Raw genomic sequence first — 25545 nt, 5'->3', positions numbered from 1 at the left:
CTCATCTGGACGCGGGCGCAGGGATCAGCGGGGCTTCCGCGCCGTGATGTTGAGCGAGGTCACATAATCCGCCGGGCGCGTGCCCTTCGGCAGGGACTCGCCGATCTGCCGGTAGAGCGGATCCTGGAACGATTCGAGCGTGCGCACGTAGTCCGACTTGGCCTCGAGCACGATCTCCGCCAGTCCGGCGTTGTGGGCGTACTGTTCGGTCTGGGCGGGCGTCACCGCGCCGGCCACGCAGCCGATGAGCGACTCGACGGCGTGGGCCACCTCGGGCGGCAGTGGGCGGAGCAGGGCCAGGTCGCTCACCGCCACGCGACCGCCGGGCTTGAGCACGCGGGCGATTTCGCGCCACACCTGCGCCTTGTCGGGCGAGAGGTTGAGCACGCAGTTGGAGATGACGACATCCACGCTGGCGTCGGCCACGGGCAGATGCTCGATCTCGCCGAGTCGGAACTCGACGTTGTTCAGACCAGTGGACTTCCGGTACGACTCGACGTTGCGCCGGGCCTTGGCGATCATGTCGGCGGTCATGTCCACGCCGATCACGCGCCCCGTCGGGCCGACCTTCGGTCCCGCGAGGAACACGTCGAACCCGCCACCGGAGCCGAGGTCGAGCACGACTTCGCCCGGCTTGAGCGAGGCCAGCGCGGTGGGGTTGCCGCACGAAAGCCCCATGTTGGCGCCTTCGGGGAGTCCGGCGAGTTCCTCGGCGGAGTAGCCGACTTCCTCGGCGATGGCGGCGGCATCAACACCCCCGCAGCAGCCGCCTCCGCCGCAACAGCCGCCCCCCGCGCCGACGGGCTGCTCGCGGGCGATGGCGCCGTACCCCTGGCGCACGGCGGCGCGGACGGCTTCGGGATCGGTGGGTGTGAACGTGGTCATGGTCAGTTCCTTTCGCGCGGCAGATCAGCCGCAACAGGGTGATGAGGGTTCGCCGGTCGCGTTCGCCGCGGCCGTTTCAGATGCATTGGCGGAAGGCGGACAGCAGCCGCCCATGCGCTGCCGAAGGCAGATCTCCACCGGGTCGGTGGCCAGGATGCGTCGTAGGTGTTCGTCGTCGGCGATGATCCGCTCGTCATCCGCCAGCGTGTCGAGCACCAGGGTGAGGGCGCGGTGTACGGCAGGGCTGCCTTCGGACTCGCTGGGGAGCCGGTAGTGCATCCAACGACCGTCCTTGCGGCTTTCGAGCATCCCCGCCATGCGAAGCACGGATAGGTGTTTGGAAACCGTGGACGGAGCCAGTTGAAGCAGCTCGATCACCTGGCACACGCACAGTTCACCATGCCTCAGGGCGGCCAGGATTCGCAGCCGGTTATCGTCCGCCAGGGCCTTCGTGATGGTTGAGAGTTCACGCATGATTGTCACCGATGATTCGCCAGATGACGAAATATAGGATGCCTGAGCGTAGACCCGGATACAGGTATCAAGAAAAAATGGTCAGGCCGCTTCGACCTCGCTTCCGGCGGCCGTAGGCGCCCGATCGCCGGTTCTTGATTCCACCTGCCACGTCGCTACGCTTCGGTCTTGTCGCCCCCGCCGAGGGGGCTGCTCCCGTCGGGAGCATCCACGACACCCCCAGCAGGATTCACGGACCCATGTACGACACGCGCAACGCAGGCCCCGGTGCTCCGACCCGCCCCAATACACGCATCACCACCATCGGCACGGGCGGACGACCCTTCGTGGACTACAAGAACGTGGAAGATCTGCGGCGGCTGATGACTCCCAACGGCAAGATCTATCCCCGCAAGCGAACCGGCGCCACCGCCCGCGAGCAGCGGATGCTCTCGCAGGCCATCAAGCGGGCGCGGTACATGGGGCTGCTGCCCTACACCAGCGCGACGCTGTGACGACGCCGCCGGGATTCCCGTTGCCGGTATTCACTGTTCGGATGTCGGTTCTCACCCGGCGCGATTGAGGCGACGTCGGAGCCATCGCATGGCCTCCGTCCAGCCGTGCTCCGCGCAGGCGACGAGCCAGCGAACGCGCAGCCGTCGAAGGCCCTCGTCGTGCGGGTGAAGAGCCAGCCCGCGGCGGAGACGGGTCGCGGCGACTCGGAGCCGCCCGCGCAGGAGCGCCACCAGCGTCAGGTTGTACATCGCCTCGACGCACGTGGGTTCAAGACGCAGCACCCGCCGAGCCGCGCCGGCGCCGGCGCGGAGTTCACCGAGCCGGAACCGCGCCAGCGACAGGCGGCGGAGTGACTGGATCGTTTCTCCATCCTCCCGGAGGGTTCGCTCAAGCACCTCGACGGCCTCGCGATCCATTCCCGCATCGAGCAGCAGCTTGCCCAGACGTGGAGCGTCGAAGCGTGGAGAGTCGCCAAGACTGGCGAGGGCCTCTTCCAGCCGACCGCTGGCTCGGTACAGGTCGAGTTCGTGCGTGAGGCAGGCGCGGGCCTCGCTGACGTGGCGCCGCTTGAGCAGCGTTTCGGCCAGCAGCAGCCGCACCCCGGGGCAGCCGGGGTCCAGCTTCAGGACCAGCTCGAACTCGACGTGGGCCTGATCGAGACGGTTGGTGGCCAGCGCGATCTCGCCCAGCCGCAGATGCGCTTCGGCGTGCGCGGGTTGAAGCTCCAGCACGCGGCGGTACTTCTCGGCGGCCTCGGGGTAGCGTCCGGATTCGAAGAGCAGGTCGCCGTAATCAAGCAGCGCGTCGATGTTGCCGGGATCATCCCGCAACTCGCGCAGATACATCTGCAGGGCGCGGTGCTGGCGATCGGTGGCGGCGTAGACCCGACCAAGGTTGGCCCGAACGCGCGGCAGGTTGGGCGCAACACGCAGCGCCTCCTTCAGGCACCACTCCGCCCGCTCGAACGAGCCGCGCTGAATCAGCGATTCAGCGATGGCGGCGAAGCACGGACCGCTCTCCTCGATCATCTGCTGGGAGAGGTAGAACGCAGTCTCCGCCTGGTCATGCCGACCCAGGCGGGTGAGGCACTCGATCTGGGTGGCGTAGGCGGGTTCGCACCGTGGATCGACGCGAAGCACGCGGTCGAACCAGGTGATGGCTTCCTCAAGCCGGCCCAGCCGGGCCGCCGTCATGCCCGCCGAGAGCAGGGGGGGCACTTCATCGGGGAGCAGTTCCGTGGCCCGGGTGAACGCGCCGTACGCCTCGGCATCTCGCCCGGCGGCCTCAAGCGTCAGTCCCAGGTTGTAGTGCCACTCCGGCTGATGCGGATTGAGCGCAATCGCCTTGCGCAGCTCCGCCTCGGCCTCGGACCAGCGGCCCCGCTCGAAGAGCTCGAGCGCCCGATCGACATGGTGTTCCGCATCTGACCAGTCGTTCATTTCGCCTCGCCGGAGTGGTTTCGCTTCGATTCAGCCGCACCGCGGACCTATTGTAACCGATACAAGGGAATGAGACCGGTCGATCTATCGTCTGAAGCGTCATGACGCGCCCAGTTTCCCCACGCCCTCGAACCCCGCGCAAGCCCGGCGGACGACCGGGCGCGGCGGCACGTCTTCTTCTGGCGGGCCTCTGTCTGGTCGGGGCGGCTCCCGCCCTGGCGTTTCAGGCGGATCTCCCCGCGCTGAATGACCGGCAGAAGCAGGAGCTGGCGTTCTTCACCGAGTCGCTCCGCAACACCACCAACTCCGCGTCAAGCCGGGCGTTCGCGGCCCAGCAGCTGGTCCGACTGGGCGTGCCCCAGGCGGTGACGGTGCTCGAGGAGTCGCTTCGCAGCGGGGATGGCGACCTGATCGCGGCGGTCATCCGCGGCCTGGAGATGGAGCCATCCGCGCCCCCCGGGCTGCTCGATCCCCTGGCCCTGGCGCTGAAAGGCGCCACGCCCCAGCGGGCCCAGACGCTGGCCGTCATTCTGGCCCGGTACGGAGAGCGCGGACTGGTCAAGGTGACGGACTTCGCGCTCGACGCCACCAACGAACCGGCGGTTCGCCTGGGCGCCATCCGGGCGCTGGTCGGCTTTCGATCACCGGAGACGGTCCGGGCCAGCGTCGATGCGCTGGTGCGCATCATCCAGCCCCAGCGCAACGAGCCGCAGGCGATTCTTGACGCGGCCTACGAGTCGCTCGAGCGGCTGACCTCCCTCACCAACTTCGGACGAGACACCGAGGCGTGGAGTGAATGGTGGGCGCTGATGCACCGAAGGCCGCTGGAGGACTGGCTGCCCAGCGAGGTGGACCGGCTCGTCCAGCGGCTGGAGGCGGCGCAGCGACAGGCGGAACTGATGAAGGCCGAGAATGACGCGCTCCAGAAGAAACTGGACGACACGCTCAAGGAGCTGTGGTTCAAGCTCGTTGATCTGGACCCCACCCGCGCCCGGGCCCAGGCGGAACTGACGAAATGGATGGGGGACGAACATCCGTTTCTGCGTCGCTGGGCGCTCAATCGGGCGGACATCCAGACTTCGGAGAACCTGCCCCTGACCGACGAGGTCCGACGGGCCATCGTGGCGCGGCTCGAAGATGGTGTTCCCGACATTCGAGTGGCCAGCGCCCGGCTCCTGCACAAGATCGGGCATCCGGACACCGCGGCGCTGGTCGGCGCTGCGCTGGAGAAGGAGACCGTCGCGGAGAACCGGCTTGGCTTTCTTGACATCCTCGGGCGCCGAGCCGCGCCGGCCGCGCTGCCCACGCTGCTGACTCTGATGAAGGCGCCAGCGACGCGGGACGGCGCCGTGGGCGCGGTGCAGCGCATCGTCACCGACGGCGTCCTCCCCCCGGACCAGCGGGGCGTGGTGCTCGAAGCCGCCAGGGAGGCGTTCGGCGCCGCCGTGACGCGCGGCACGATCCGCCTGCTCGCCTCGCTCGCCGAAGCGGCTGACGTGGAGAAGATCATCCCGCTTCTGGATCACGCGGAGGCGACCATCCGCACCGCCGCCGCCGAGGCCCTGCGCCCCTTCGCCACGGCATGGGGAGAACTGTTCACGCGGTCGCAGGACGCGGCGATCTATCCCTCCGCCGTGCATGTGCTGGCCAACGGAGAGCCGACCATCTCGAACTTCGAGCGCCTGATCGCGCTGGTGCCTCCCACGGCGGATCATCAGCGCACCTGGCGCGAGGGGCTTCGCGGGTTGGGCAATCGGCTCACCCCCGCCGACCTGGTGATCGCCGATCGGGCGCTTGTCGCGGTGCCGGTGGATCGTCTGCCGACGCCTGACGTATGGGTGCTTCGTGAGTCGATTCTGGCGCGGGTGCTGACCATGCCGCTCGACGGCGTGCCGACGGACGTTCGTGCGCAGCTGCACCTGGTGCTGGCCCGTGTTCGGGTGCGACTGGGGCAGTTTGAACCCGCGCTGGTCGCGCTGGACCGCACCAACGGCGCGCCCAACGGTCTGGCCACGGAAGCGGCGCAGATCCGCTTTGACGTGCTGCTCCGCCTGGGTCGCTACGACGAAGCCGCATTGCTTCGCGCCAACGCCGCGGACTGGATTGCGGCCCTGGAGCGCCTGATGGAGGGCGACCTGAAGATCGCCGCCGCCGTCAAGACTGAAATTGAACGACGCTTCACCGACCTGAGCGAACAGGCCAGGGAGCAGATTCGGGCGATCGCGTCGCGGCTGCCTCCCGTGTCGCCCCCTGCCGGGAATGGCGGGGATGGCGGCGGCGGAAGCGGGGGCAACAGTGTCGGCGGCGTCGGAGCACACGAATCGTCCACCTCGGACAACGGCGAGCATGACGGGGTCGCCTCCGCGGGCACGTCGTGATCGAGCGCGCCATCGAGATTCTGTCCGCCTCGCGGCGCGTGGTGACCTTCTCCGGTGCGGGGTTGAGCGCGGAATCAGGCGTTCCCACCTTTCGTGACGCGAGCAGCAGGGGATTGTGGTCGCGGTACGACCCGATGAAGCTGGCTTCGCCCGAAGGGTTCGCCGCCGACCCGGAGACAGTCATCGCCTGGTACAACTGGCGCCGCACGGTGCTGGCGGGGGTTGAGCCCAACGCGGCTCACCGGGCGCTGGCGGCGCGGACTGACATGCTGCACGTCACGCAGAACGTGGATGATCTGCTGGAGCGGGCCGGCGCCCCCGCCGACAACGTCGTGCATCTCCACGGGTCGATGACGATCGACCGCTGCCATCGTACGTGCGGTTTTGTCGAGCGGGTGGAGCTGGCCAGCCCGCCGCCCCGGCGCCTCTGCCCGACGTGCACCGCCCCCATGCGCCCCGGGGTGGTGTGGTTCGGCGAATCGCTCCCGCCCGAGGCGTGGACCCGCGCCGCCGAGGCCAGCGGCTCATGCGACGCCATGATCGTCATCGGCACCAGCGCGGCGGTGTACCCCGCCGCCGGGCTGATCGGAGTCGCCAGGCAGGCGGGCGCGTCGGTCATCGTCATCAACGCGGAACGAACCGACGCCAGCCGTCTCGCGGACGTGGAGATCATCGGCATGGCGGGCGAGATCGTGCCGCGTCTGGTGTCGCCGCGATAGCCCGGCTCTCCGTCAGGGGCGGAGGGCGTTCCGATCGTTGGCGAACTCGCCATGCCTTCCTACCGTCAGGCATGCCCAGACGAAACGCATCCACCAGCACCCGAATCGAGCGCGACTCGATGGGTGAGATGACCGTTCCCGCCCACGTGCTCTACGGCGCCACCACGCAGCGCGCGGTGCTGAACTTTCCGGTGTCGGGACGCCCCGTCCCACCGCCCGTGATCCACGCCTTCGCCCTGCTCAAGAAGGCCTGCGCCGAGGCCAATGGACAGCTGAGGAAACTCGACCGCAAACGCCTCTCGCTCATCACCCGCGCATGCGACGAGATCATGGAAGGGCTGGCGGCGCCGAAGAACGATTCGGCATCTGCGGACCGACAGGCGACAGTCGACAGCCGATGGTCCGCCGACGACATGATGGCCCACTTCCCCATCGACATCTACCAGACCGGCTCGGGCACCTCGACCAACATGAACGTGAACGAGGTGATCTCGAACCTGGCGTGCGGCTACGTGGGCAAGCCGATTGGAGCGCGCGATCCGGTGCATCCCAACGATCACGTGAACATGGGGCAGTCGAGCAACGACACATTTCCCACCGCCATGCAGGTGGCGGCGGCGGTGGCGATCAGGACCTCGCTCATTCCCGCGCTCAGGGGACTGGCGAAGTCGCTGCACCGGAAAGCGCGGGCGTGGGACCGAATCGTCAAGATCGGGCGTACCCACCTGATGGACGCCACCCCGCTTCGGCTGGGGCAGGAGTTCTCCGGCTTCGCCGCCCAGGCCGACTACGCCGTGCTTCGAGCCGAGCGGGCCATGATGCGGCTGGCCGAGAACCTGCCCATCGGCGGTACGGCGGTGGGTACGGGCATCAACACGCATCCGCGGTTCGGCAGACTGGTGGCGGCGCGGCTCGCCAGGGCCACGGGCGTGCCTTTCCGCGAGGCGGCCAATCATTTCGAGGCCCAGGCCACGCGCGACTGCGTGGTCGAGGCCTCGGGCGAACTCAGGACCATTGCCGTCTCGCTCTCCAAGATCGCCAATGACATCCGTCTGCTGGGCTCCGGCCCCCGGTGCGGCTTGTTCGAACTGGCCTTGCCCGCCACGCAGCCGGGGTCGTCCATCATGCCCGGCAAGGTGAACCCGGTGATCTGCGAGTCGGTGATGCAGGTCTGTTGCGCGGTGATCGGAAACGACGCAGCCATCACCGCGGCGGGGCTGGGCGGCGTGGGCTCGCTGCTGCAACTGAACGTGGCCATGCCGGTGATGGCGGCGGCCCTGACGGACTCGATCACGCTGCTGTCCCGCGCGTCGGAAATGTTCGTGTCGCGCTGCCTCAACGATCTGCAGGTCAACAAGGCCATCGCCACCGGCATGGTGGAGAAGTCCCTGATGATGTGTACGTCGCTGGCGCCGGAGATCGGCTACGACGCCGCCGCCAAGGTGGCCAAGGAGGCCTTCGCGTCCGGTCAGACCGTGCGCGAGTATGTGCTGCAGCATCGACTGATTGAGCCGAAGCGGCTGGACCAGCTGCTTGACCCGTGGTCGATGACGGAGCCGAGCGCCAAGGGAGGGGCGAAGGTGGAGGGGGGGTGACGGTCGTCACGCCGGAGTGCTCCATGTCCATCGCATCCATCCGCACCGATTACCACGGCGCCCCGCTCGATGAAACCGAGGCGGCTCGCGATCCCTTCGAGCAGTTTCGCGCCTGGATCGAGGCGGCCCTGATGTCGAAGACCCCGGAGCCGACGGCCATGGTCGTCGCCACCGCCGACGAGCAGGGACGTCCTTCGGCGCGGGTCATGCTGCTCAAAGGGTTCGATGAACGTGGGTTTACGTTCTTCACGAACTACGAAAGCCGTAAGGGGGCGCATCTGGCGGTCAACCCCCACGCGGCGATGACGTTCTTCTGGCCGGAGCTGCATCGACAGGTGCGGATCGAGGGGAGCGTGGAGCGCGTGGCGCGCGAGGAGTCGATCGAGTACTTCTCCTCAAGGCCGCGCGACAGTCAACTGGGCGCATGGGCGTCGCACCAGAGCGCGGCCATCCCCGGCAGGCACACGCTCGCTGCGCGCATGGAGGTGATGTCCAAGCGCTTTCCGGAAGGAACGCCAGTCCCAACGCCGGAGCACTGGGGTGGGTACCGGCTCAGCCCGACCATGATCGAGTTCTGGCAGGGCAGGCCAAGCCGCCTTCATGACCGGCTTCGGTACACGCGGCTTGCGGATGGGTCGTGGAGGATCGATCGACTCGCCCCGTAACTCACCTCGCGCGACCCCGCCATGCGGTTGTTCGCCTTCCAGCCCCACGCTACGCTGCGATCGGCGCGGCCGGACAGCGCGGCCTCCCGATCCCGGTCTTTCCAGTCCGATGGCGAACTGTGATGTCCAACGCTTCACCTCTCACATCCGATCCCTCGCGCCGATCATGGGTTGACGCCGCCAACGACCCGGCGTGCGATTTTCCGCTTCAGAACCTGCCCCTGGGCGTCTTCTCGCGTTCCGGCGATGACGAGCCGCCTCGCCTTGGCGCGGCCATTGGCGACCGCATTCTCGATCTGAACGCCTGCGAGGAATCGGGCCTCCTTTCAGCCCTGCCCGCTGAAACCCGCTGTGCCCTGCATGCCGAGGCGCTCAACGACCTGATGGGCCAGGGACGCGCGGCCTGCCGCGCCCTGCGAGAGGAGCTGTTCGCCCTGCTGAGCGCCGAGGCGGGGTCGCCCCTCGAAGCCGACGGCGACCTGCAACGCCGCCTGCTCGTGCCCATGGCGGACGCCACGATGCATCGACCAGCCCGCATCGGCGATTACACCGACTTCTACGCCTCGATCCACCACGCCACCAACGTCGGCTCGATGTTCCGACCCGACAATCCGCTCCTGCCCAATTACAAGCACCTGCCGGTGGGCTACCACGGGCGCGCCAGTTCGATCGTCGTCTCCGGAACGCCGATCCGGCGACCGATGGGCCAGATTCAGCCGGATGAGACGAAGCCGCCCATCTTCGGTCCATGCCGCCTGCTCGATTACGAGATGGAGATGGGCGTCTTTGTCGGTCCGGGCAACGAACTGGGGTCGCGCATCGCCATGCCCGACGCGGCGGCGCACCTGTTCGGCATGGTCATCGTCAACGACTGGTCGGCCCGCGATGTGCAGAAGTGGGAGTACCAGCCGCTCGGTCCGTTCAACGCCAAGAACTTCGCCACCACGATCAGTCCATGGGTGGTGACGATGGACGCGCTGGAGCCGTACCGTGTGCCGGGCCCCAGCCGCGCCGCCGACGATCCGCCGGTGCTGGACTACCTGCGACCGACCGAGGACATGGGATTTGACATCACCGTGGAAGTGTGGCTGAGGGGCGCGGGGGTCGGCGATCCGGTGCTGGTGTCCCGCGGAGCGTTCCGCGACATGTACTGGACCATCGCCCAGATGCTCGTGCATCACACCTCCACCGGATGCAACCTCATGCCGGGCGACCTGCTGGCGTCCGGCACCATCTCCGGTTCCGCCGAGGTCAGCCGCGGCTGCCTGTTGGAGCGCACCTGGCGCGGGACGAAGCCCATCCGGCTGGCCGACGGAACCGAGCGCCGGTTCCTGCAGGACGGCGACGAGGTCATCATGCGGGCGTACTGCCTGCGCGACGGTGCGGCGCGGATCGGCTTCGGCGAGTGCCGAGGGATCATCACCCCCGCGACGCCCTGACTTCGGCCGTGCACGGGACGATTCGCGGAGACGTGGGCGGCGCGAGAATCGCTATCATTCCGCCTCACTCACCATCGAGGTTCCCATCACATGACCGACCCCCGCTGCACGAAACTAGCCGAACTGCTCATCAACTACTCCTGCCGCATGAAGAAGGGGGAGCACGTGCTGATCGAGGCGTTCGACTGTCCCGAGTCGATCGTGATCGAACTGGTGCGGGCGGCTCGGCGGGCCAAGGCCCATCCCCACGTGGCCATCCGCAACGGGCGGGTGATGCGGGCGCTGGTCGAGGACGCGGGAGAGGACAACCTCACCGCCTGGGCCGACTACGACCTGCGACGGATGACGCTCATGCAGGCCTACATCGGCCTTCGCGGCAGCGCCAACGTCAGTGAAATGGCCGGCGTGCCTGACAGGCAGATGAAGGCGTGGGGGCGGTTGTACCAGAAGCCGGTTCATTTCGAGCAGCGCGTCAACAGGACGCGCTGGTGCGTGCTGCGCTGGCCCACGCCTTCCATGGCTCAACTGGCGCAGATGTCCACCGAGCAGTTCGAGACGTTCTACTTCGACGTCTGCACCATGGACTACAGGAAGATGGACGCGGCGGCCAGGAAACTCTCCACGCGCCTCCGCAAGACCGACAAGGTCCATCTCAAGGGGCCGGGCGACACGGACCTGACCTTCTCGATCAAGGGCATTCCCAACGTGCCCTGCACGGGCAGCCACAACATTCCGGACGGCGAGGTCTTCACCGCCCCGGTGCGCGACAGCGTCAACGGCGTCATCCACTTCAACACGCCGACCATCTACAACGGCATCTCGTTCGAAAACGTGCGGCTGGAGTTCCGCAACGGAAAGATCGTGAAAGCCGACGCCTCGCTCAACGGCGACAAGCTCGACGCCATCTTCGACACCGATGAGGGCGCGCGCTACGTGGGCGAGTTCGCCATCGGCTTCCACCCCCACATCATGCACCCGATGAAGGACATCCTCTTCGACGAGAAGATCGCCGGGTCGATCCACTTCACCCCCGGAAGGTGCTACGAGGACGCCAGCAACGGCAACCAGAGCGAGATTCACTGGGATCTCGTGCTCATCCAGCGCCCGGAGTACGGCGGGGGCACGATGGCCTTCGACGGCAAGGTGGTGCGCAAGGATGGATTGTTCGTCACCGACGACTTGAAGGGACTGAACCCCGCTGCGCTCAAGGCGTAACTGGGGGCGTCAAGCGTGCGAGGATGGCGCCGCCAGCGTGGCCAGCACCGTCAACCCGCCCCGGACCTTGTCGCCCTTGCGCACGTCCACGATCACGTCATCGGGTCGCGGCAGGATCAGTTCCGTCGTCGAGCCGAACTTGATCATGCCGAACTTCTGCCCGCGCGCGAGGCGGTCGCCGGGCTTGAGCGGGCAGACGATGCGGCGGGCGATCATGCCTGACACCTGCCTGACGCCGAAGGGTTCGCTGGCGCCGCTTGGCCAGTGGAGCCGCAGGGTGATGAGGTTGGATTCGTTCACGCGGGCCGATTCCTCGGTCTGGGCGTTGAGGAACTCGCCAGGGCGGTAGTGCGTCGCCACCACCTCGGCGTCGTGGGGCGAGCGGTTGACGTGAACATTGAGGACGCTGAGGAAGATGCGAACGATCACCGCCGGGCCGTCGGTCGCCTCGTGGTGATCGACCCGCTCCACGGCGGAGATCGCGCCGTCGGCGGGGCTGAGCATCACCCCCGGCGCCAGGTCGGTGCGGATGCGGCGGATCGGGTCGCGGAAGAACGACATCAGGGCCAGCCAGACCACCAGGACGGGAACGATCGCCCACCAGTCCAGCAGCAACCACCCCGCCGCGCCGGCCAGGGCGCAGACGATGGTGATGGTGAGCCATTCGCGGAGACCGTAGGGGGTGAGAGGCATGGCAAGCGTGAATCGCGGCTGGTCGCAGACCCGTGGCCCGACACACCGTGTGCGAGCATGGAAGGGGTGAGAGTGTATCGTCGAAGTGCGCTGGGGCCCGCAGGAGTTGACGGGGCTGAGATGGATTCCGGGTGAACGTCGGTCGATTTGTGTCAGGGGTCGGCTCGAAGCGACAGGATCGACAGCCCGACGGCGCTGAGCACCAGGGCGACCGCCAGATTCAGAATCGTCACGACGATCGGGGCGAGGAGCGTATGAATCGCGCGTCGCACCGGGCTGTGACGATCGGACCCGATCCAGGCGAGCCCGATGCTCAGGAGGATGCACGCCACCCAGACAATGGACATCGGGAATCCCCAACGAGTTCCTCCCGGGGTTCCTGCCAGCAGCGTCAGTGTCGTCACCATGCCGGGCACAATGCCGCATAGCACCAGCGCGGTGTCCACCGGCCGCCATTCCGTTCGTCGCCGTTCCCAGTCGCGCATGACCTCGATGGAGGTTTCCGTTCCGCACTCCGGACAGCGGAATGTCCCCTCCCTCGCATGTCCGCGCAGGTCGTAGCCGCACTGCGGGCATGGCATCGGGCGGGCGGCGCTCATGGGTGCATCGTACCACGCCGCCCGTTCGAGTCGTGAGGGTGGTGGGGCGGTGTGCCGTGGCCAGGCGCATAGGATGCCGCCACAGGAGGCGGGCATGGCGACACGCTTCTCCAGTTCATCCGGGCTGTGGCCCTTGTACGCCCTTCTTGGCGCGGGGTCGCTCACGCTCATCGTGTTGGGAGCGATGAATGGCTCCACCTCGTGGGGGCCGTCGGCGCTGTTCTCCGGCGTACTGGGCGGCATCGTCACGCTGGCGACCGCGGGGATGGCGCTGCGCAATGACTCGTCGGTTCCGGCGCCTGAACCGCGAGAGCGCGACGCGGCGGCGCGCTCGTCGTCTTCGCTCGACCCGGCGCGCCTGGACGCGCTCGAGCAGGCCGTCATCGAACTTCGCGAGGTGCTCTGCCTGTCGGATGAGGCCCGGCGGGCGCTGTTCGCGGGCGGCGAGGCGGATGTCCTTCGCGCCATGCTCGGCCGCGCCGCGGCGCGGAGCGATATCGATGAACTCGCCCGGTTGGCGCACGTCGCCGAGCACGCCCTTGGCCTGACGGATGTCGCCGCCGCCGGTCGTGAACTGATCGCACAGATCGAGGCCCGCGAGGAGGAGGAGCGAATCAGGCCGCTGCTGGATTCGTTCGATGCGGCCCTGGCGCGTCGGGACTGGGCCGCCGCGTACCAGGCGGCGGGCGCGATCCGCCAGGCGGCCCCTCGTGCGGAGGCGTCCCGCACGCTCGAACAGCGCATCGAGCAGGCCAGGGAAACCCACAAGCAGTCGCTGGAGCAGCGGTTTCTTGATGCCGCCAACCGCGACGCGATCGATGAGGCGATGACCCTGCTCAAGGAGCTCGACCGATACATGCGTCGTGACGAGGCCTCGCGCCTGGGACAGGTGGCGCAGACCGTCATCACCCGTCACCGGGATCGGCTGGGGCTGGCGTTTCAGATCGCGGTGCAGGAACGCCGCTGGCATGACGCGGCCCGGCACGGCAACGTGATCATCGAGCAGTACCCGAACACGAAGATGGCCGAACAGGTTCGCACGATGATCGACGTCATCCGCACGCGCGCCACGCAGGCCGCGGTGGCGGACGCCGTTCAGGACTGACCCGTGCGAGACACGGATTCAGGTCGAAATCGCCACGGTGCGGCGGAGGGCGCTGCTTTCGCCGCCGCGACACCTACGATTGCCGCTCGCCGCATCGCGCGGTCGAACACGCACTCTTGACGGGATGGATGCATGGAAGTCGGCATTGTCGGTCTGCAGGGCGTCGGCAAGACGACGCTGTTCCAGTCGTTGACGGGCCTGGCGGCGGGGGCCGGGGCGACGGGCAAGGGCGGTCCCGGCTCGCCCAACGTGGGTATCGCCAAGGTGCCTGACCCGCGGCTGCGGACCATCGCGTCCTTCATCCCGACGAAGCAGATCACGCCCGCCGCGATTCGCGTCGTGGATATTCCCGGCTTCGCCACCGGAGGCGAAGCCAGCGCGTTCGCGCGGCAGGTGCTGGCGCACATCCGCGAGGTGGACGCCCTGTGCCACGTGGTTCGCTGCTTTCCCGACCTGGCCGGCGCCGCGCCCCGGCCTGCGAAGGACATCGACGATCTCGAGACGGAGATGGTCTTCGCCGACCTGTCCGTCGTGGAAACGGCCCGGGACAAGGCGTCGCGGAGCGCCAAGTCAGGCGACCGCGAAGCCAAGCAACGCCTGGCTGCGCTGGATCGGGCGCATCCTGTGCTCAGCGAAGGGAAGCCCATTCGATCCATCGTCGATCTGACCACGGAGGAGAAGGCGGCCCTGCGCGGCTACGGCATGATTACCCTCAAGCCCGTGCTCTACGTCGCCAACATTGACGAAAAGGATCTGGGCGGCGCCTCGCCGCACGTCAAAGTCGTCGAAGACATCGCGAATCAAGGAGGCGGCGAGGTCGTCGCCCTGTGCGCCAAGCTCGAAGCCGAGATCGCCGAGCTGCCCGAGGCCGACCGGGGCGAGATGCTCACCTCGCTCGGTCTGAGCGAACCGGCGCTGGCGGTGATGGCCCGCGCCCTGTATCGCCTGCTCGGGCTGACCTCGTTCTACACCGCGGGGGAGAAGGAAGTCCGGGCCTGGCCCATTCCCTTCGACGCCAGGGCTCCGCAGGCGGCGGGAGTCATTCACTCCGACATCGAGCGCGGGTTCATCCGCGCCGAGTGCTACCACGTGGATGACCTGGTGAAGCACGGAAGCGAGAAGGCCATCCGCGACGCCGGCAAACTGCGCAGCGAGGGCAAGAACTACGTCATGCAGGACGGGGATGTCGTCCACTTCCTGTTCAATGTATGATGCCGGTCGGCGGAACTGGCCGGTTGTGATGCGTGCGGGCCCTGACGGTCGAAGGATGGTCAGCCGCACGCCGCTTCGATCACGCGCTGGAATGGAGTCCCCGTGAACCGCGAGCGACTGATTCCGAAGATGTTTCATCGTCGGCTCACGCTGCTGATGGCGGTGATGGTGTGCGCCTGCGTCGTGCTCGGGGCTCAGACCGCTCACCTGACGCTGGCCAAGGGCGCCGACCGGCTGGCGACCGCCCTGTCGCGTCTGGATCGACGCGAGTTCCTGCCCACCACGCGCGGCGCGATCTACGACCGGAACGGGGTCGCCCTGGCGATGGATCGCGCCAGCTACGACGTAGCGGTGCAGTACGGCGTCATCAGCGGCACCTGGGTGGTGGAGGAGGCGGGGCGTGTCGCCCGCGACAAGGCCGGGGCGACGTGGCGCGAGATGAGCCCTGTCGCCCGGGAGCAGGCCCTGCTTCAGGAGAGTCCGGCCCTCGAACATCGTGTCGAGCAGTTGTGGGACATGATCTGCGGCCTGGGCGGGATCAGCCGTGAGGAGCTGGAGTTGCGTCTGGACCGCATCCGCCGCTCGGTGGAGGCCATGGCCGCCGAGACGTGGAGCCGCCAGCGTGCCCGCGAGTACCAGATGTTCGGCGCGCCCGAGCCGGGACGGCCTGACACCTTCAAGCCGCTTCCCATCCGCGAGCAGAAGACTCCGCATGTCATCCTGCCTCGCGTGCCGGAATCGGTGGCCTTCGAGTTCAAGCGGCAGGAGGGATCGCTGCCGGGGCTGGTCGTCGTGGACGCCCACCAGCGGGCATACCCGTGGTCCACGGTCAACGTGACCATGGACGCCTCGACGTTGCCGGAGCCGATCCGACGCGAGGGCGCGGTGGTGGTCGAGGCGGCGGGCGTGGCGGACCACATCCTGGGAGGCATGCGTGATCAGGTGTGGGAATCGGACATTCGTCGCCGCCCGTTCGCGGCGAAGAATCCCGGTGATCCGTTGCCCGATCTGGGCGGCTACCGGGCTGGCGAGGACAGCGTGGGGGCGCGCGGACTTGAACTCGTCTTTGAAGATCACCTGCGCGGGCTGCGCGGCGTCATCGACACGCACCTCAACACCGGCGAAGTGGAGCGCGTCGACCCGACGCCCGGGCGCGATCTGCACCTGACCCTTGATATTCGGGTGCAGGCCAAGGTGCAGGCCATTCTCTCGCCCGAGTTCGGCCTGGCGCGGGTGAACCAGTGGCACGCGGGATGGGAGCACGACGGCACGCCCAAACCCACGGGGCTGCCGCTGGGACGCCCGCTCAACAGCGCCGCGGTGGTGATCGACGTGGACACGGGCGACGTGCTGGCGATGGTCACCATGCCCACCATCGCCATCGGCGAGCAGTGGCCCGGCTCCCGACGCGCCCTGGAGCATCCCTTCATCAACCGGGCGGCGGAAGCGCCGTATCCGCCAGGATCGATCATCAAGCCGCTGGTGCTGGCGGCGGCCGTGACCGAGGGCGTGCATCGGCTGGACGACAGGATCGAATGCACCGGGCACTACTTCCCCAACTGGAAGGATCGAGCCCGCTGCTGGATCTACCGCGAGGTCTACGGCTGGACAACCCACAGCGCGCGGTTCGGCCCGCTGGACGCCCAGACCGCGATCGGCGCTTCGTGCAACATTTACTTCTACACGCTGGCGGAAAAACTCGGCGCCGAGCGGATGGCCGACTGGCTGACGCGGTTCGGTCTCGGCGCGACCCTGGACCTCGGGTTGATGTACGAAGCGGAGGTTCGTCCCCGGGACGGCCAGCCCTTCAAGGCCATCGTGGGCGAGAACCCCGGCGCTGTACCCACTCGGGCGGGCATCGAGCAATGGAAGCGTCAGGGCAACCAGGTCTTCGAGACGATCATGATGGGCATCGGCCAGGGACCGATCACCTGGACGCCGCTTCACGCCGCCAACGCCTTCGCCACCCTGGCGCGCGATGGGTATGTGCGCGATGCGCGGCTGCTGAAGCAGGATCCCCGTCCGCTGACGCTGCGCCGCGAGGGCGACCTGTCGCTCGATCCGCGGGCCGTCGCCGCCGCGCTGGAAGGCCTGCGGCGCTCGATTGTCGAGGACTACGGAACAGGAAACGCCATCCGGTATCCCGACGGTCGGTCAGAGCCGATCATCAACGCGCCGGGCGTCACCGTGTGGGCCAAGACCGGCACGGCCCAGGCGCCGCCCTTTCCCGTGGACGATGATGGCGACGGCAGGGCGGATCGGCATCTCACGGGACTCGACCACGCCTGGTTCGTTGGTCTGGTCGGCGCCGGGGAGTCCGGCAGGGCCCGTCCGCAGTACGCCATCGCTGTGATTCTGGAATATGGCGGCTCGGGGGGCCGTGCTGCGGGTCCGATCGCCAATCAGATCATCCGGGCGCTGCAGTCGGAGGGCTACCTGTGAGCCAGACGGCCGCCATGGACCGGCTGATCGCCCGGGCGCATCCGGCGTCGCCGCCCGTTTCGGCGCGGTCGATCACGCGAGGGTCGGTTGCGGTCGTCAACGCGGCGCTGCTGAGCGTCATGGCGGCTGGGGCGCTCTCGGTGCTGGGCGTCATCGCCATTTCCACCACTGAGCCGGGGCTGGCGATGCGGCAGGCGGTGTTCCTGGCGGCGGGCCTGGTGGCGGCGGCGGTGGTCGCCCTGCCTCACTACGGCGTCTTTCGATCCATCTGTTACCTCGCCTTGGCGGGCGTGGTGGCGCTGCTGGTCTTCGTACTCCTGCCCTTCGTGCCGGACGAGATCGTTCGCCCTCGCAACGGAGCGCGGCGGTGGATCAACCTGGGCGTCACGGACTTTCAGCCATCCGAACTGGCCAAGATCGCCTTCGTGCTGGCGCTGGCCAACTACCTGCGCTTCCGCGAGAACCATCGTCGCCTGTTCGGCCTGTTTGTCCCGTTCGCCCTGACCATGATTCCCATGGGGCTCATTCTCATCGAGCCCGATCTGGGGACCGCGCTGCTGTTTCTGCCCACGCTGTTCGCCATGCTGATCGCCGCCGGAGCCAGGAAGCGGCACATCGCGCTCATCATTGTGCTGGGTTTGTCGTGCGCGCCGGCCATGTATCCCTTTCTGCAGCCGCATCAGAAGGATCGCATCAAGGCCATGATCGCTCAGGCCACGGGCGACACCCGACACCGGGACGACATCGGTTTTCAGGCCGATCGCGCCATGACGCTGGTGGCCGCGGGCCAGTGGTCGGGCGTGGGGCGCGATACCGCCCGCGACCTGATCCGCTACAACGCCCTGCCGGAAGAGCACAACGACATGATCTTCGCGGTCATCACCCTGCGCTGGGGGTTGATCGGCGCCGTTTTCACGGTTGGACTGTACCTGGTGTACATCACGGGCGGGCTGGTGACCGCCGCGCTGTGCCGCGAGCCCTTCGGGCGGCTGATCGCGGTGGGATGCGTCTCGATCATCTTCGCGCAGATGTCGATCAACATCGGCATGACCATCGGCCTGCTGCCGATCACCGGCATGACGCTGCCGTTCGTCAGTTACGGCGGGTCGAGTCTGCTGGCCCTGTGGCTGAGCACCGGCCTGCTGTACAACATCGCCATGCGGCGCCCCCGCATGCTGGAACGTGAACCGTTCGACTTCGACGACGACCCGCGCGAGGTCGGGGCATGACGACGCCGCCAAGCGAGTTTCTCGCCGCGGCGAGATCCATGGGCCTCGAGTTCGAGCCGGGCGACCTCGAACGGCTCGGGGCATACCTGGACCGGCTGCTGGAGGCCAACACGCGATTCAACCTGACGGCGATCACCGACCCGTCGCAGGCCTGGCGCCGCCACGTTCTGGATTCGCTCACGTTGCTGCCGTTCATCGTGGACGCCGACGCCGCTTCGGTGGCGGACGTCGGCTCGGGTGGGGGGCTGCCGGGTCTGCCGCTGGCGTGCGTGATGCCCGACGTGCGTTTCACCCTGTTCGAAGCCACGGGCAAGAAGGCGCGGTTCCTCGGCGAAACGGCGGCCGCCCTCGGGCTGAGCAACGTTGAGGTCGTCAACCAGCGGGCCGAGGCCGCGGGGCAGGATCACCATCACTTCCGGGAGCGGTTCGACGTGGTCACGGCGCGTGCCGTCGGACCGCTGCCCGTGCTGCTGGAGCTGACCGTGCCGCTGGCCCGCGTGGGCGGACTGGTGCTGGCGATGAAGGGCGCCCGGGCGGACGAGGAGATCACGCAGTCGAAGCAGGCGCTCCACCGACTTCACGCGGCGGTGGCGGGGGTGCATCCGACGCCCACCGGCGTCATCATCGCCATCGAGAAGCAGCGACCCACCCCGAGGATCTATCCGAGGCCGCCCGGTGAACCGAAGCGACACCCGCTCAGTTGAAGAGCGCCCCCCGTCGTCTGCCCTGGTGGTTGATGGCTCACCCTTCACCCCACCGCCACTACAATCCACTCATGTCCTTCGACATCGCCCAGTTTCTCGGCCCGGAAGGCCCGGTCGCACGTCGGCTGCAGGGCTACGAGCCCCGGCGGCAGCAGATCGAGATGGCGCTGGCGATCGAGGAGGCGATGGACTCGCGCGGACGGCTCATGGTCGAGGCGGGAACGGGCGTGGGCAAGTCGTTCGCCTACCTGCTGCCGGCCATCAAGCGCCTCATCGAGCACGACGAGCGCGTGATCGTCGCCACCAACACCATCTCGCTGCAGGAGCAGCTGATGGAGAAGGACATCCCGCTTCTGCGGGCCGTGGCGCCGGGCGAGTTCACGGCGGTGCTCGTGAAGGGCCGGGGAAACTACCTGTCGCTGCGACGACTGCAACTGGCCTATGAGCGGCAGGATCGTCTGCTGCCCGACGATCAGGCGCGTCATGCGCTGGAGCAGATCGTCTCCTGGGCGCACACCACGCGCGACGGCACGCTGGCGACGCTGCCCATGCTTTCGCGGCCCGAGGTGTGGGACTTCGTGCAGTCGGACTCCCACAACTGCATGGGACGCCGGTGCCCCACCTACGACAAGTGCTTCTATCAGGCCGCACGGCGCCGCATGGAGAACGGCGACCTCCTCATCTGCAACCACGCTCTGTTTTTCGCCGACCTGGCCCTGCGGATGCAGGGGGCCTCGCTGCTGCCGCCCTACGACCACGTGATCCTGGATGAGGCGCACGGCGTCGAGGACGCCGCCTCCGATCACTTCGGCTTCTCGATGTCCGAGAGCCGGGTTCGCTTTCTGCTGCGACTGTTGTATCGGCGAACCGGCGGTCAGGGGTTTCTCTCCTCGCTGCGGCTGAAGGACCAGTCCACCAAGGCGATCGAGGAGGCGATTCACCTGGTGCTCAAGGCCGACGAGGCATGCGGTCGACTGTTCGAGGATCTGGCGACGTGGATGGCGGAGCATCCGCAGGGCGGCGGACGGATCTCCGAGCCCGGCATCGTGGAGAACGCGCTCTCCCCAGCCATGAAAGCGCTGGGCGAAGCGCTGACGCTGCTCAGAAAGCGAGCCGCCCGCGAGCCGGACGAGTACGAACTGAACAGCTACGCTCAGCGTGCGATGGACATCGCCTCGGAAACGGTGATCCTCATCGACCAGCAGGCGCCCGACAGCGTGTACTGGATGGAGCAGTCGGAGGGGGGGGCTTCCTCTCGTCGATCGCGGCCTCGCCTGCTCATGCGATGCGCCCCGATCGAGGTCGGGCCGATTCTGGCGAGTCAGCTGTTCAGCGGCGGGAAGTCGGTGATTCTGACTTCCGCCACGCTGGCGGCGGGAAACAGCGACTTCAGCCACGCCAAGTCACGACTGGGATGCGCCGACGCTCGAACGCTCCACTTGGGCAGCCCGTTCGATTACGCCAGGCAGGTGCGGCTGATCGTGGATCGAACGCTGCCCGAGCCGAACGATCCGTCGTTCATGGAGGAGTTGACCCCGCGCATCCTCCACTACGTCCGCGAAACGGGCGGCGGCGCTTTTGTGCTCTTCACAAGTTATTCGTTGCTCCGCGCGGTGGCGGATCGCCTCAAGCCGGTGCTCTCCGCCGAGGGTTTTCCCGTGCTTGTGCATGGGGCCGATGGGCCGCGATCGCAGATGCTGGAGCAGTTCCGGTCGGATGAACGGTCGGTGCTCCTCGGTACGGCCAGTTTCTGGCAGGGGGTGGATGTTCGAGGCCGCGCGCTTCGCAACGTCATCATCACGCGGCTGCCCTTCGATGTGCCCGATCGACCGCTCATCAAGGCCCGGCTGGAACGGATCGAGGAACGGGGGGGCAACCCCTTTCTGGAGGATCAGGTGCCCCGGGCCGTGATTCGGTTCAAGCAGGGGTTCGGGCGGCTGATCCGCTCCGGAACGGACACCGGCCAGGTGGTGGTGCTCGATCCCCGCATTCGCACCAAGCCGTATGGTCGCATTTTCCTCGCGGCGTTGCCGGACGGGATTGTGATTGAGGAAGTAACTGTCAATCAACGAGTTACGGACATTCGCGCGGGTCGCGAATCATCGCGCGGGGAGCCCGATTTCGCGCATGAGCCGTGAAATCGGTCCTTCCCTGGGCCTATTGTTGGGGCCTTCGGTACACCCTTCGGAGAGCCCCCGATCATGCTGGGCAAGGTTTTCAAGGCCTACGACGTCCGCGCCACCTATCCCAAGCCGCTCAATGAGAAACTCTCGTGGCAGATCGGCTACGCGTGCGGGCAGTATCTGACGCAGGTGGCGTCCGACGCGGGGTACGACGACCCCATGATGCGCCACGTCGTCGTGGGGCGCGACATGCGCGCCAGCGGTCCCGCCCTGGCCAAGGCGCTCAAGAAGGGCATCAACGACTACGGCGCCCACATCATCGACGTGGGGCTGGTCGACACCCCGTTCGTCACCTTCGCGGTCAACTTCCTGTCCTGCGCGGGCGGCGTGCAGGTGACCGCCTCGCACAATCCCGCCAACTACAACGGCTTCAAGATCTGCAAGATTCACGGCAAGCCGGTGGGCATGGAGACGGGGCTGGACGACGTGCGCCGCTACGCCGCCATGGCCAGCGCGGACAAGATCGTGCCGAAGAACGGGCGCGAGGAGTCACGCGACCTGTGGGCCGACTACGCCCGTCACGTGCTGCAGTTCGTCTCCCCGCTTCTGCTGGACGGCGCCAAGACCATCAAGGTGGTCATCGACGCCAGCAACGGCATGGCGGGCACGATGATCCCGAAGGTCTTCAAGGGAGTCCCGGGGCTGAAGATCATCGAACTCAACTTCGACAACAGCAAGGGAACGTTCGTCCACGAGCCGAACCCTCTGGTGGAGTCGAACCTGGCGCAGCTCAAGAAGGCGGTGGTGGATTCCAAGGCGCACCTGGGCATCTGCTTCGACGGCGACGCCGACCGCTGCGTGGTGGTGGATGAGACGGGGCGCACCGTGGGCTGCGATCACCTGACGGCGTGGCTGGCGACGCGGTTCCTCAAGACCCACCCCGGCGCCTCGATCGTCTACGACCTGCGCTCCAGCAAGGCCCTGCCCGAGATGGTGCAGGAGGCGGGCGGCGTGCCCGTCAAGTGCCGCGTGGGGCACGTGTTCATGAAGCAGAAGATGGCCGATCACGGCGCGGTGTTCGGAGGGGAGCTCTCGGGCCACTTCTACTTCCGCGACAACTTCAACGCCGACTCCGGCGCCATCGCCTTCGCCTGCATCGTCAGCGCCCTGGCGGAGAGCGGCGGAACCATGAGCAAGCAGATCGCCCCGGCGAGGCGTTACGCCCAGTCGGGCGAGATCAACTTCCGCACCGAGGACAAGGAAGGCGCGCTGAAGCGCCTGCGCGGGCTCTACCCGGACGCCAGGATCGAGGAGCTTGACGGGCTCACCATCGACCTTGGCGCCTGGTGGTGCAACGTCCGCATGAGCAACACCGAGCCGCTCCTGCGCCTGAATCTCGAAGGACCGGATCAGCACACCGTGGACATCGCGCTCCGGGAAGTCTCACGCTGCCTCGGCGAGCGGGTGCATCACTGACGCGGCCTCGTCGCCGCAACGGGGCGGGCAGCCGACGGCGCCGGGGGGGCCGCTCAGGTCGCCGACCTTTTTCCGGGTCGGGCGACCATCGCCGTGGCCGCGAGCAGCATCGACGCCGCGTAGGCGGCGGTGAGCCAGAGCATCCATCCAACCTCCTGTCCCAGCAGCGGTCGTCGAATCGCCTCGGTGCACCACGTCAGCGGGTTGATCCACGCCACGGCGCTCAGCCAGCCGGCCGCCTCGTCAATTGGAAAGAACGCGCCGGAGAGCAGCCACATGGGCATGAAGACCAGATTCATCACGGCGTGGAAGGACTGCGACGAATCACACCGCCACGCCAGCACGACTCCCATGCCCGTGACGCCGAGACAGGTGAGGAACAGCGCCAGCATGGTCAGTCCGGCCGATTCCGCGCCGGGTAGTTCTCCCCGTGCCAGGAACAGCGGCAACAGCACGGCCGCCTGAGCGAAGGCCAGCACCGTGCCCCCCGCGGTCTTGCCCAGTGCGATGCTCCATCGCGGCGCGGGCGACACCAGCACCGCCTGCAGCCATCCCTGATCCCGATCCTCGATCACGGAAATCGCCGAGAAAATCGAGGCGAACATCGCCACCAGCGTCAGCGTGCCCGGCAGCAGGAACGCGCCAAAGTCCACCGCGCCGTCGCCGGTGAGTTTCAATCCCATGGCGCCGGTCAGTCCCGCCGTGAGGAACACCCAAAGCAGCGCGGGGGTTGCGATCGCCGCCACGAGGCGTGCCGGCTGACGAAGAAACCGCAGCACCTCGCGCCGCGCCAGGGTGGCGCACGCCGTCATGCCGCTGGGTCGATCGATGGCGCCGTCGTGATTCATGCGGCGAGTTCCACGGCGTCGTCGTCAGCTCGCGGCGACAGCGATGCGCCCGTCAACTGCTCGAACAAGTCACCCAGCGTGGGCGGCGCGATGGTGAACGAGCGGCCCTGGGACGCCAGTTCGTTCGCGATCGCACCGATGCCCGTCCGCCCGCCGGCGATGGCCGCCGTCCAGGCGCCGCGGCGCCGCGCCCAGGTGATCCCGTCCATCGCGGGAGGCGACGCCGGGCCGTGCAGCGTAATGAGCCGATCTCCCAACCGGGCCCGCAGCACGCCCGGCGGACCGTCGGCCACCAGTTCGCCTTTGTGCATCAGCAGCACGCGATCGGAGCGGTCCGCCTCGTCCACCAGATGCGTGGTGAGCAGCACGGTCAGCCCGTCGTCGCGTCGGCGCTGGTCGAGCGATTCAAGAAACGCGTCGCGCGCTCCCGGATCGAGCCCCGCGGTCGGTTCATCCAGCAGCAGCACGTGCGGCCTGTGCAGGAGCGCGCGGCAGAGCTCCGCACGCCGGGCCAGACCGCCCGAGAGCGTCTTGACGCGCTGATCCGCCCGTTCCATCAGTCCGGAGGCCGCCAGGTCGGCCTCGACGCGCTCACGCGCGGCTCGCCCCGTCAGCCCGTAGAGCGCCGCCTGAAACAGCAGGTTCTCACGGACGGACAGATGCTTGTCCAGACCATTGCGTTGAAAGACGATGCTGAGCAGGCGGCGGCGTTCCGCCGCGTCGGCTCGGCCCCCGACTCGGATCTCCCCGGCGTCAGGCGTCAGCGCGCCGGCAATCAGCCGCAGCAAGGTGGACTTGCCGCATCCGTTGGGGCCGAGCAGCGCCGCCATCTGGCCCGCCTGAATGCTGAAAGCGACCTCCTTCAGCACGGGTGCTGCCGATCGTCGCGCCGCGTAGGAAAATGAGACATTCCTCGCCTCGATGACTGGCGGCGCGTCGGCGGCTGGGTGGGAAGACTCGTCGATCACTGGCCCAGGAACAGCGGGATGGTGGCGTGTCGGAGCATGTGGACGGCGGTGTCGCCGAGCATGAGTTTGGCGAGTCGCGAACGGTTTGTCGAGCCCATCACGACCAGATCGGCGCCGAGTCGCTCGACGAACGGCGGCAGGCCGCTGCGGGGGGATTCCTGGACGTGATGAATGGCGGCCTCGTATCCATGCGCGCGGCAGTAATCCTGGGCGGCGTGAAGCAGCGCGCGCGACTCGCCCTCCGGCAGTTCGAAGCAGACGATATGAATCTCGGGGTCATCCCAGAGACGGCTCTGGATGAAGCGCTTCATCGTCTTGGCCGATCCCATCGACCCGTTGTAGGCGATCACGACGCGGCGGATCACGCGGTGTTCGCGCGCCACCGCGAGAATCGGTCGCACGCCCTTGGCGATGAGCCGGACGACGCAGTCCTGCGGATCGCGCACCACCCCGTACTCGAACAATCCCTGCAGCCCGAGGATGGTGAGGTCGTGATATCGCCAGAGGGACGTCAGTTCCTCGAAGGGGTCGCCGGTCTCACGGATGACCCTGGCCACGCAGTTGGCGCTGTCGAACAGTCGATGAAACCGGGCGATCTGTTCATCCTGCGCCGCGAGAATTTCGCGCACGCGGTGTTCGCGCAGTTCCGCCGCCGCCGCACCGGCCCCCAGCGGCACGGGCCCCACGTCCGCCACCTGCGAGGCCTCGAGCACGGTTACGCCGGTGGTTTCGGCCTGATGCCGCCTGGCCAAGTCGAGCGCGTGCTGCATCGCCGCCAGGGTGTACGGCGTTCCGCCCAGTCCGACGAGGATTCGCTTGAGCATCGTCCGGCTCCGAACGTG

Annotated in this window: 22 protein-coding genes; 14 read left to right on the top strand and 8 right to left on the bottom strand. The window is 67.6% G+C overall.

The features are described 5' to 3' along the window. Nucleotides 1-24: 24 nt before the first annotated feature. Together arsM and HRU76_15730 are read right to left on the bottom strand one after the other, a co-directional pair. Nucleotides 25-885 (bottom strand): arsenite methyltransferase, encoded by an 861-nt coding sequence (arsM, locus tag HRU76_15735; protein ID QOJ18950.1) that lies wholly within the window; start codon nucleotides 883-885, stop codon nucleotides 25-27. Between the two features lie 24 nt (nucleotides 886-909). Continuing rightward, nucleotides 910-1359, bottom strand: a complete 450-nt coding sequence (locus HRU76_15730) for a winged helix-turn-helix transcriptional regulator (GenBank protein ID QOJ18949.1) — start codon at nucleotides 1357-1359, stop codon at nucleotides 910-912. A 239-nt stretch (nucleotides 1360-1598) separates the two neighbouring features. Here HRU76_15730 and HRU76_15725 point away from each other — a divergent pair, with 239 nt between their 5' ends. Continuing rightward, nucleotides 1599-1853 carry a 30S ribosomal protein S18 gene (locus HRU76_15725; protein ID QOJ18948.1) on the top strand — a complete coding sequence of 85 codons (255 nt, stop codon included), beginning with the start codon at nucleotides 1599-1601 and terminating at the stop codon, nucleotides 1851-1853. Between the two features lie 51 nt (nucleotides 1854-1904). Here HRU76_15725 and HRU76_15720 read toward each other — a convergent pair whose 3' ends face one another. After that, nucleotides 1905-3293 (bottom strand): tetratricopeptide repeat protein, encoded by a 1389-nt coding sequence (locus tag HRU76_15720; GenBank protein QOJ18947.1) that lies wholly within the window; start codon nucleotides 3291-3293, stop codon nucleotides 1905-1907. A 101-nt stretch (nucleotides 3294-3394) separates the two neighbouring features. Between HRU76_15720 and HRU76_15715 the strand changes: the two genes are divergently transcribed. From HRU76_15715 to HRU76_15690, 6 genes are all read left to right on the top strand, one after another. Then, nucleotides 3395-5671, top strand: a complete 2277-nt coding sequence (locus tag HRU76_15715; GenBank protein QOJ18946.1) for a hypothetical protein — start codon at nucleotides 3395-3397, stop codon at nucleotides 5669-5671. Beyond that, a complete protein-coding gene (locus HRU76_15710; GenBank protein ID QOJ19214.1) occupies nucleotides 5671-6390 on the top strand; it encodes an NAD-dependent deacylase in 720 nt (239 codons plus the stop codon). Before HRU76_15715 ends, HRU76_15710 begins: the two co-directional genes overlap by 1 nt. 71 nt (nucleotides 6391-6461) lie before the next feature. Further along, the gene (locus HRU76_15705) at nucleotides 6462-7985 is read left to right on the top strand and encodes a class II fumarate hydratase (protein ID QOJ18945.1); all 1524 of its coding nucleotides are present in this window, start codon (nucleotides 6462-6464) and stop codon (nucleotides 7983-7985) included. 23 nt (nucleotides 7986-8008) lie between these two features. Further along, on the top strand, nucleotides 8009-8650 hold the full coding sequence (gene pdxH, locus HRU76_15700; protein QOJ18944.1) for a pyridoxamine 5'-phosphate oxidase: 642 nt from the start codon (nucleotides 8009-8011) through the stop codon (nucleotides 8648-8650). A 122-nt stretch (nucleotides 8651-8772) separates the two neighbouring features. Then, nucleotides 8773-10089: a fumarylacetoacetase gene (gene fahA, locus HRU76_15695; protein QOJ18943.1), complete on the top strand. Its 1317-nt coding sequence runs from the start codon at nucleotides 8773-8775 to the stop codon at nucleotides 10087-10089. 90 nt (nucleotides 10090-10179) lie between these two features. Next, nucleotides 10180-11304: an aminopeptidase gene (locus tag HRU76_15690; GenBank protein ID QOJ18942.1), complete on the top strand. Its 1125-nt coding sequence runs from the start codon at nucleotides 10180-10182 to the stop codon at nucleotides 11302-11304. A gap of 9 nt (nucleotides 11305-11313) precedes the next feature. Here the strand turns inward: HRU76_15690 and HRU76_15685 are convergent, their stop codons facing one another. Together HRU76_15685 and HRU76_15680 are read right to left on the bottom strand one after the other, a co-directional pair. Further along, nucleotides 11314-11997, bottom strand: a complete 684-nt coding sequence (locus tag HRU76_15685; GenBank protein ID QOJ18941.1) for a phosphatidylserine decarboxylase family protein — start codon at nucleotides 11995-11997, stop codon at nucleotides 11314-11316. Nucleotides 11998-12149: 152 nt separating this feature from the next. Continuing rightward, nucleotides 12150-12596, bottom strand: coding sequence for a hypothetical protein (locus tag HRU76_15680; protein ID QOJ18940.1), 447 nt, complete (start codon nucleotides 12594-12596; stop codon nucleotides 12150-12152). A 94-nt stretch (nucleotides 12597-12690) separates the two neighbouring features. Between HRU76_15680 and HRU76_15675 the strand changes: the two genes are divergently transcribed. From HRU76_15675 to HRU76_15645, 7 genes are all read left to right on the top strand, one after another. After that, nucleotides 12691-13701 carry a hypothetical protein gene (locus HRU76_15675; GenBank protein QOJ18939.1) on the top strand — a complete coding sequence of 337 codons (1011 nt, stop codon included), beginning with the start codon at nucleotides 12691-12693 and terminating at the stop codon, nucleotides 13699-13701. A gap of 132 nt (nucleotides 13702-13833) precedes the next feature. After that, nucleotides 13834-14913, top strand: coding sequence for a redox-regulated ATPase YchF (gene ychF / locus HRU76_15670; GenBank protein QOJ18938.1), 1080 nt, complete (start codon nucleotides 13834-13836; stop codon nucleotides 14911-14913). A gap of 102 nt (nucleotides 14914-15015) precedes the next feature. Further along, on the top strand, nucleotides 15016-17355 hold the full coding sequence (locus tag HRU76_15665; protein ID QOJ18937.1) for a hypothetical protein: 2340 nt from the start codon (nucleotides 15016-15018) through the stop codon (nucleotides 17353-17355). Continuing rightward, complete coding sequence (locus tag HRU76_15660) at nucleotides 17352-18584, top strand: FtsW/RodA/SpoVE family cell cycle protein (protein QOJ18936.1); 1233 nt, start codon at nucleotides 17352-17354, stop codon at nucleotides 18582-18584. Before HRU76_15665 ends, HRU76_15660 begins: the two co-directional genes overlap by 4 nt. Then, on the top strand, nucleotides 18581-19288 hold the full coding sequence (gene rsmG, locus HRU76_15655) for a 16S rRNA (guanine(527)-N(7))-methyltransferase RsmG (GenBank protein ID QOJ18935.1): 708 nt from the start codon (nucleotides 18581-18583) through the stop codon (nucleotides 19286-19288). The genes HRU76_15660 and rsmG overlap by 4 nt, the downstream gene beginning before the upstream one ends. Nucleotides 19289-19359: 71 nt before the next feature. Beyond that, nucleotides 19360-21426 carry a DEAD/DEAH box helicase gene (locus tag HRU76_15650; protein QOJ18934.1) on the top strand — a complete coding sequence of 689 codons (2067 nt, stop codon included), beginning with the start codon at nucleotides 19360-19362 and terminating at the stop codon, nucleotides 21424-21426. A gap of 63 nt (nucleotides 21427-21489) precedes the next feature. Further along, nucleotides 21490-22887 (top strand): phosphomannomutase/phosphoglucomutase, encoded by a 1398-nt coding sequence (locus HRU76_15645; GenBank protein QOJ18933.1) that lies wholly within the window; start codon nucleotides 21490-21492, stop codon nucleotides 22885-22887. Between the two features lie 53 nt (nucleotides 22888-22940). Here HRU76_15645 and HRU76_15640 read toward each other — a convergent pair whose 3' ends face one another. The 3 genes from HRU76_15640 to HRU76_15630 form a co-directional block, all read right to left on the bottom strand. Beyond that, nucleotides 22941-23735, bottom strand: a complete 795-nt coding sequence (locus HRU76_15640; GenBank protein ID QOJ18932.1) for an ABC transporter permease — start codon at nucleotides 23733-23735, stop codon at nucleotides 22941-22943. After that, entirely contained in the window at nucleotides 23732-24604 is an 873-nt protein-coding gene (locus HRU76_15635; GenBank protein ID QOJ18931.1) for an ABC transporter ATP-binding protein, read from the bottom strand. The genes HRU76_15640 and HRU76_15635 overlap by 4 nt, the downstream gene beginning before the upstream one ends. Before the next feature lie 95 nt (nucleotides 24605-24699). Then, nucleotides 24700-25527 (bottom strand): universal stress protein, encoded by an 828-nt coding sequence (locus HRU76_15630; GenBank protein ID QOJ18930.1) that lies wholly within the window; start codon nucleotides 25525-25527, stop codon nucleotides 24700-24702. Nucleotides 25528-25545: the final 18 nt, after the last annotated feature.

The sequence above is a fragment of the Phycisphaeraceae bacterium genome (assembly GCA_015709595.1).
Lineage (GTDB): Bacteria > Planctomycetota > Phycisphaerae > Phycisphaerales > SM1A02 > CAADGA01.
This window is presented reverse-complemented; position numbering and strand designations above follow the sequence as displayed.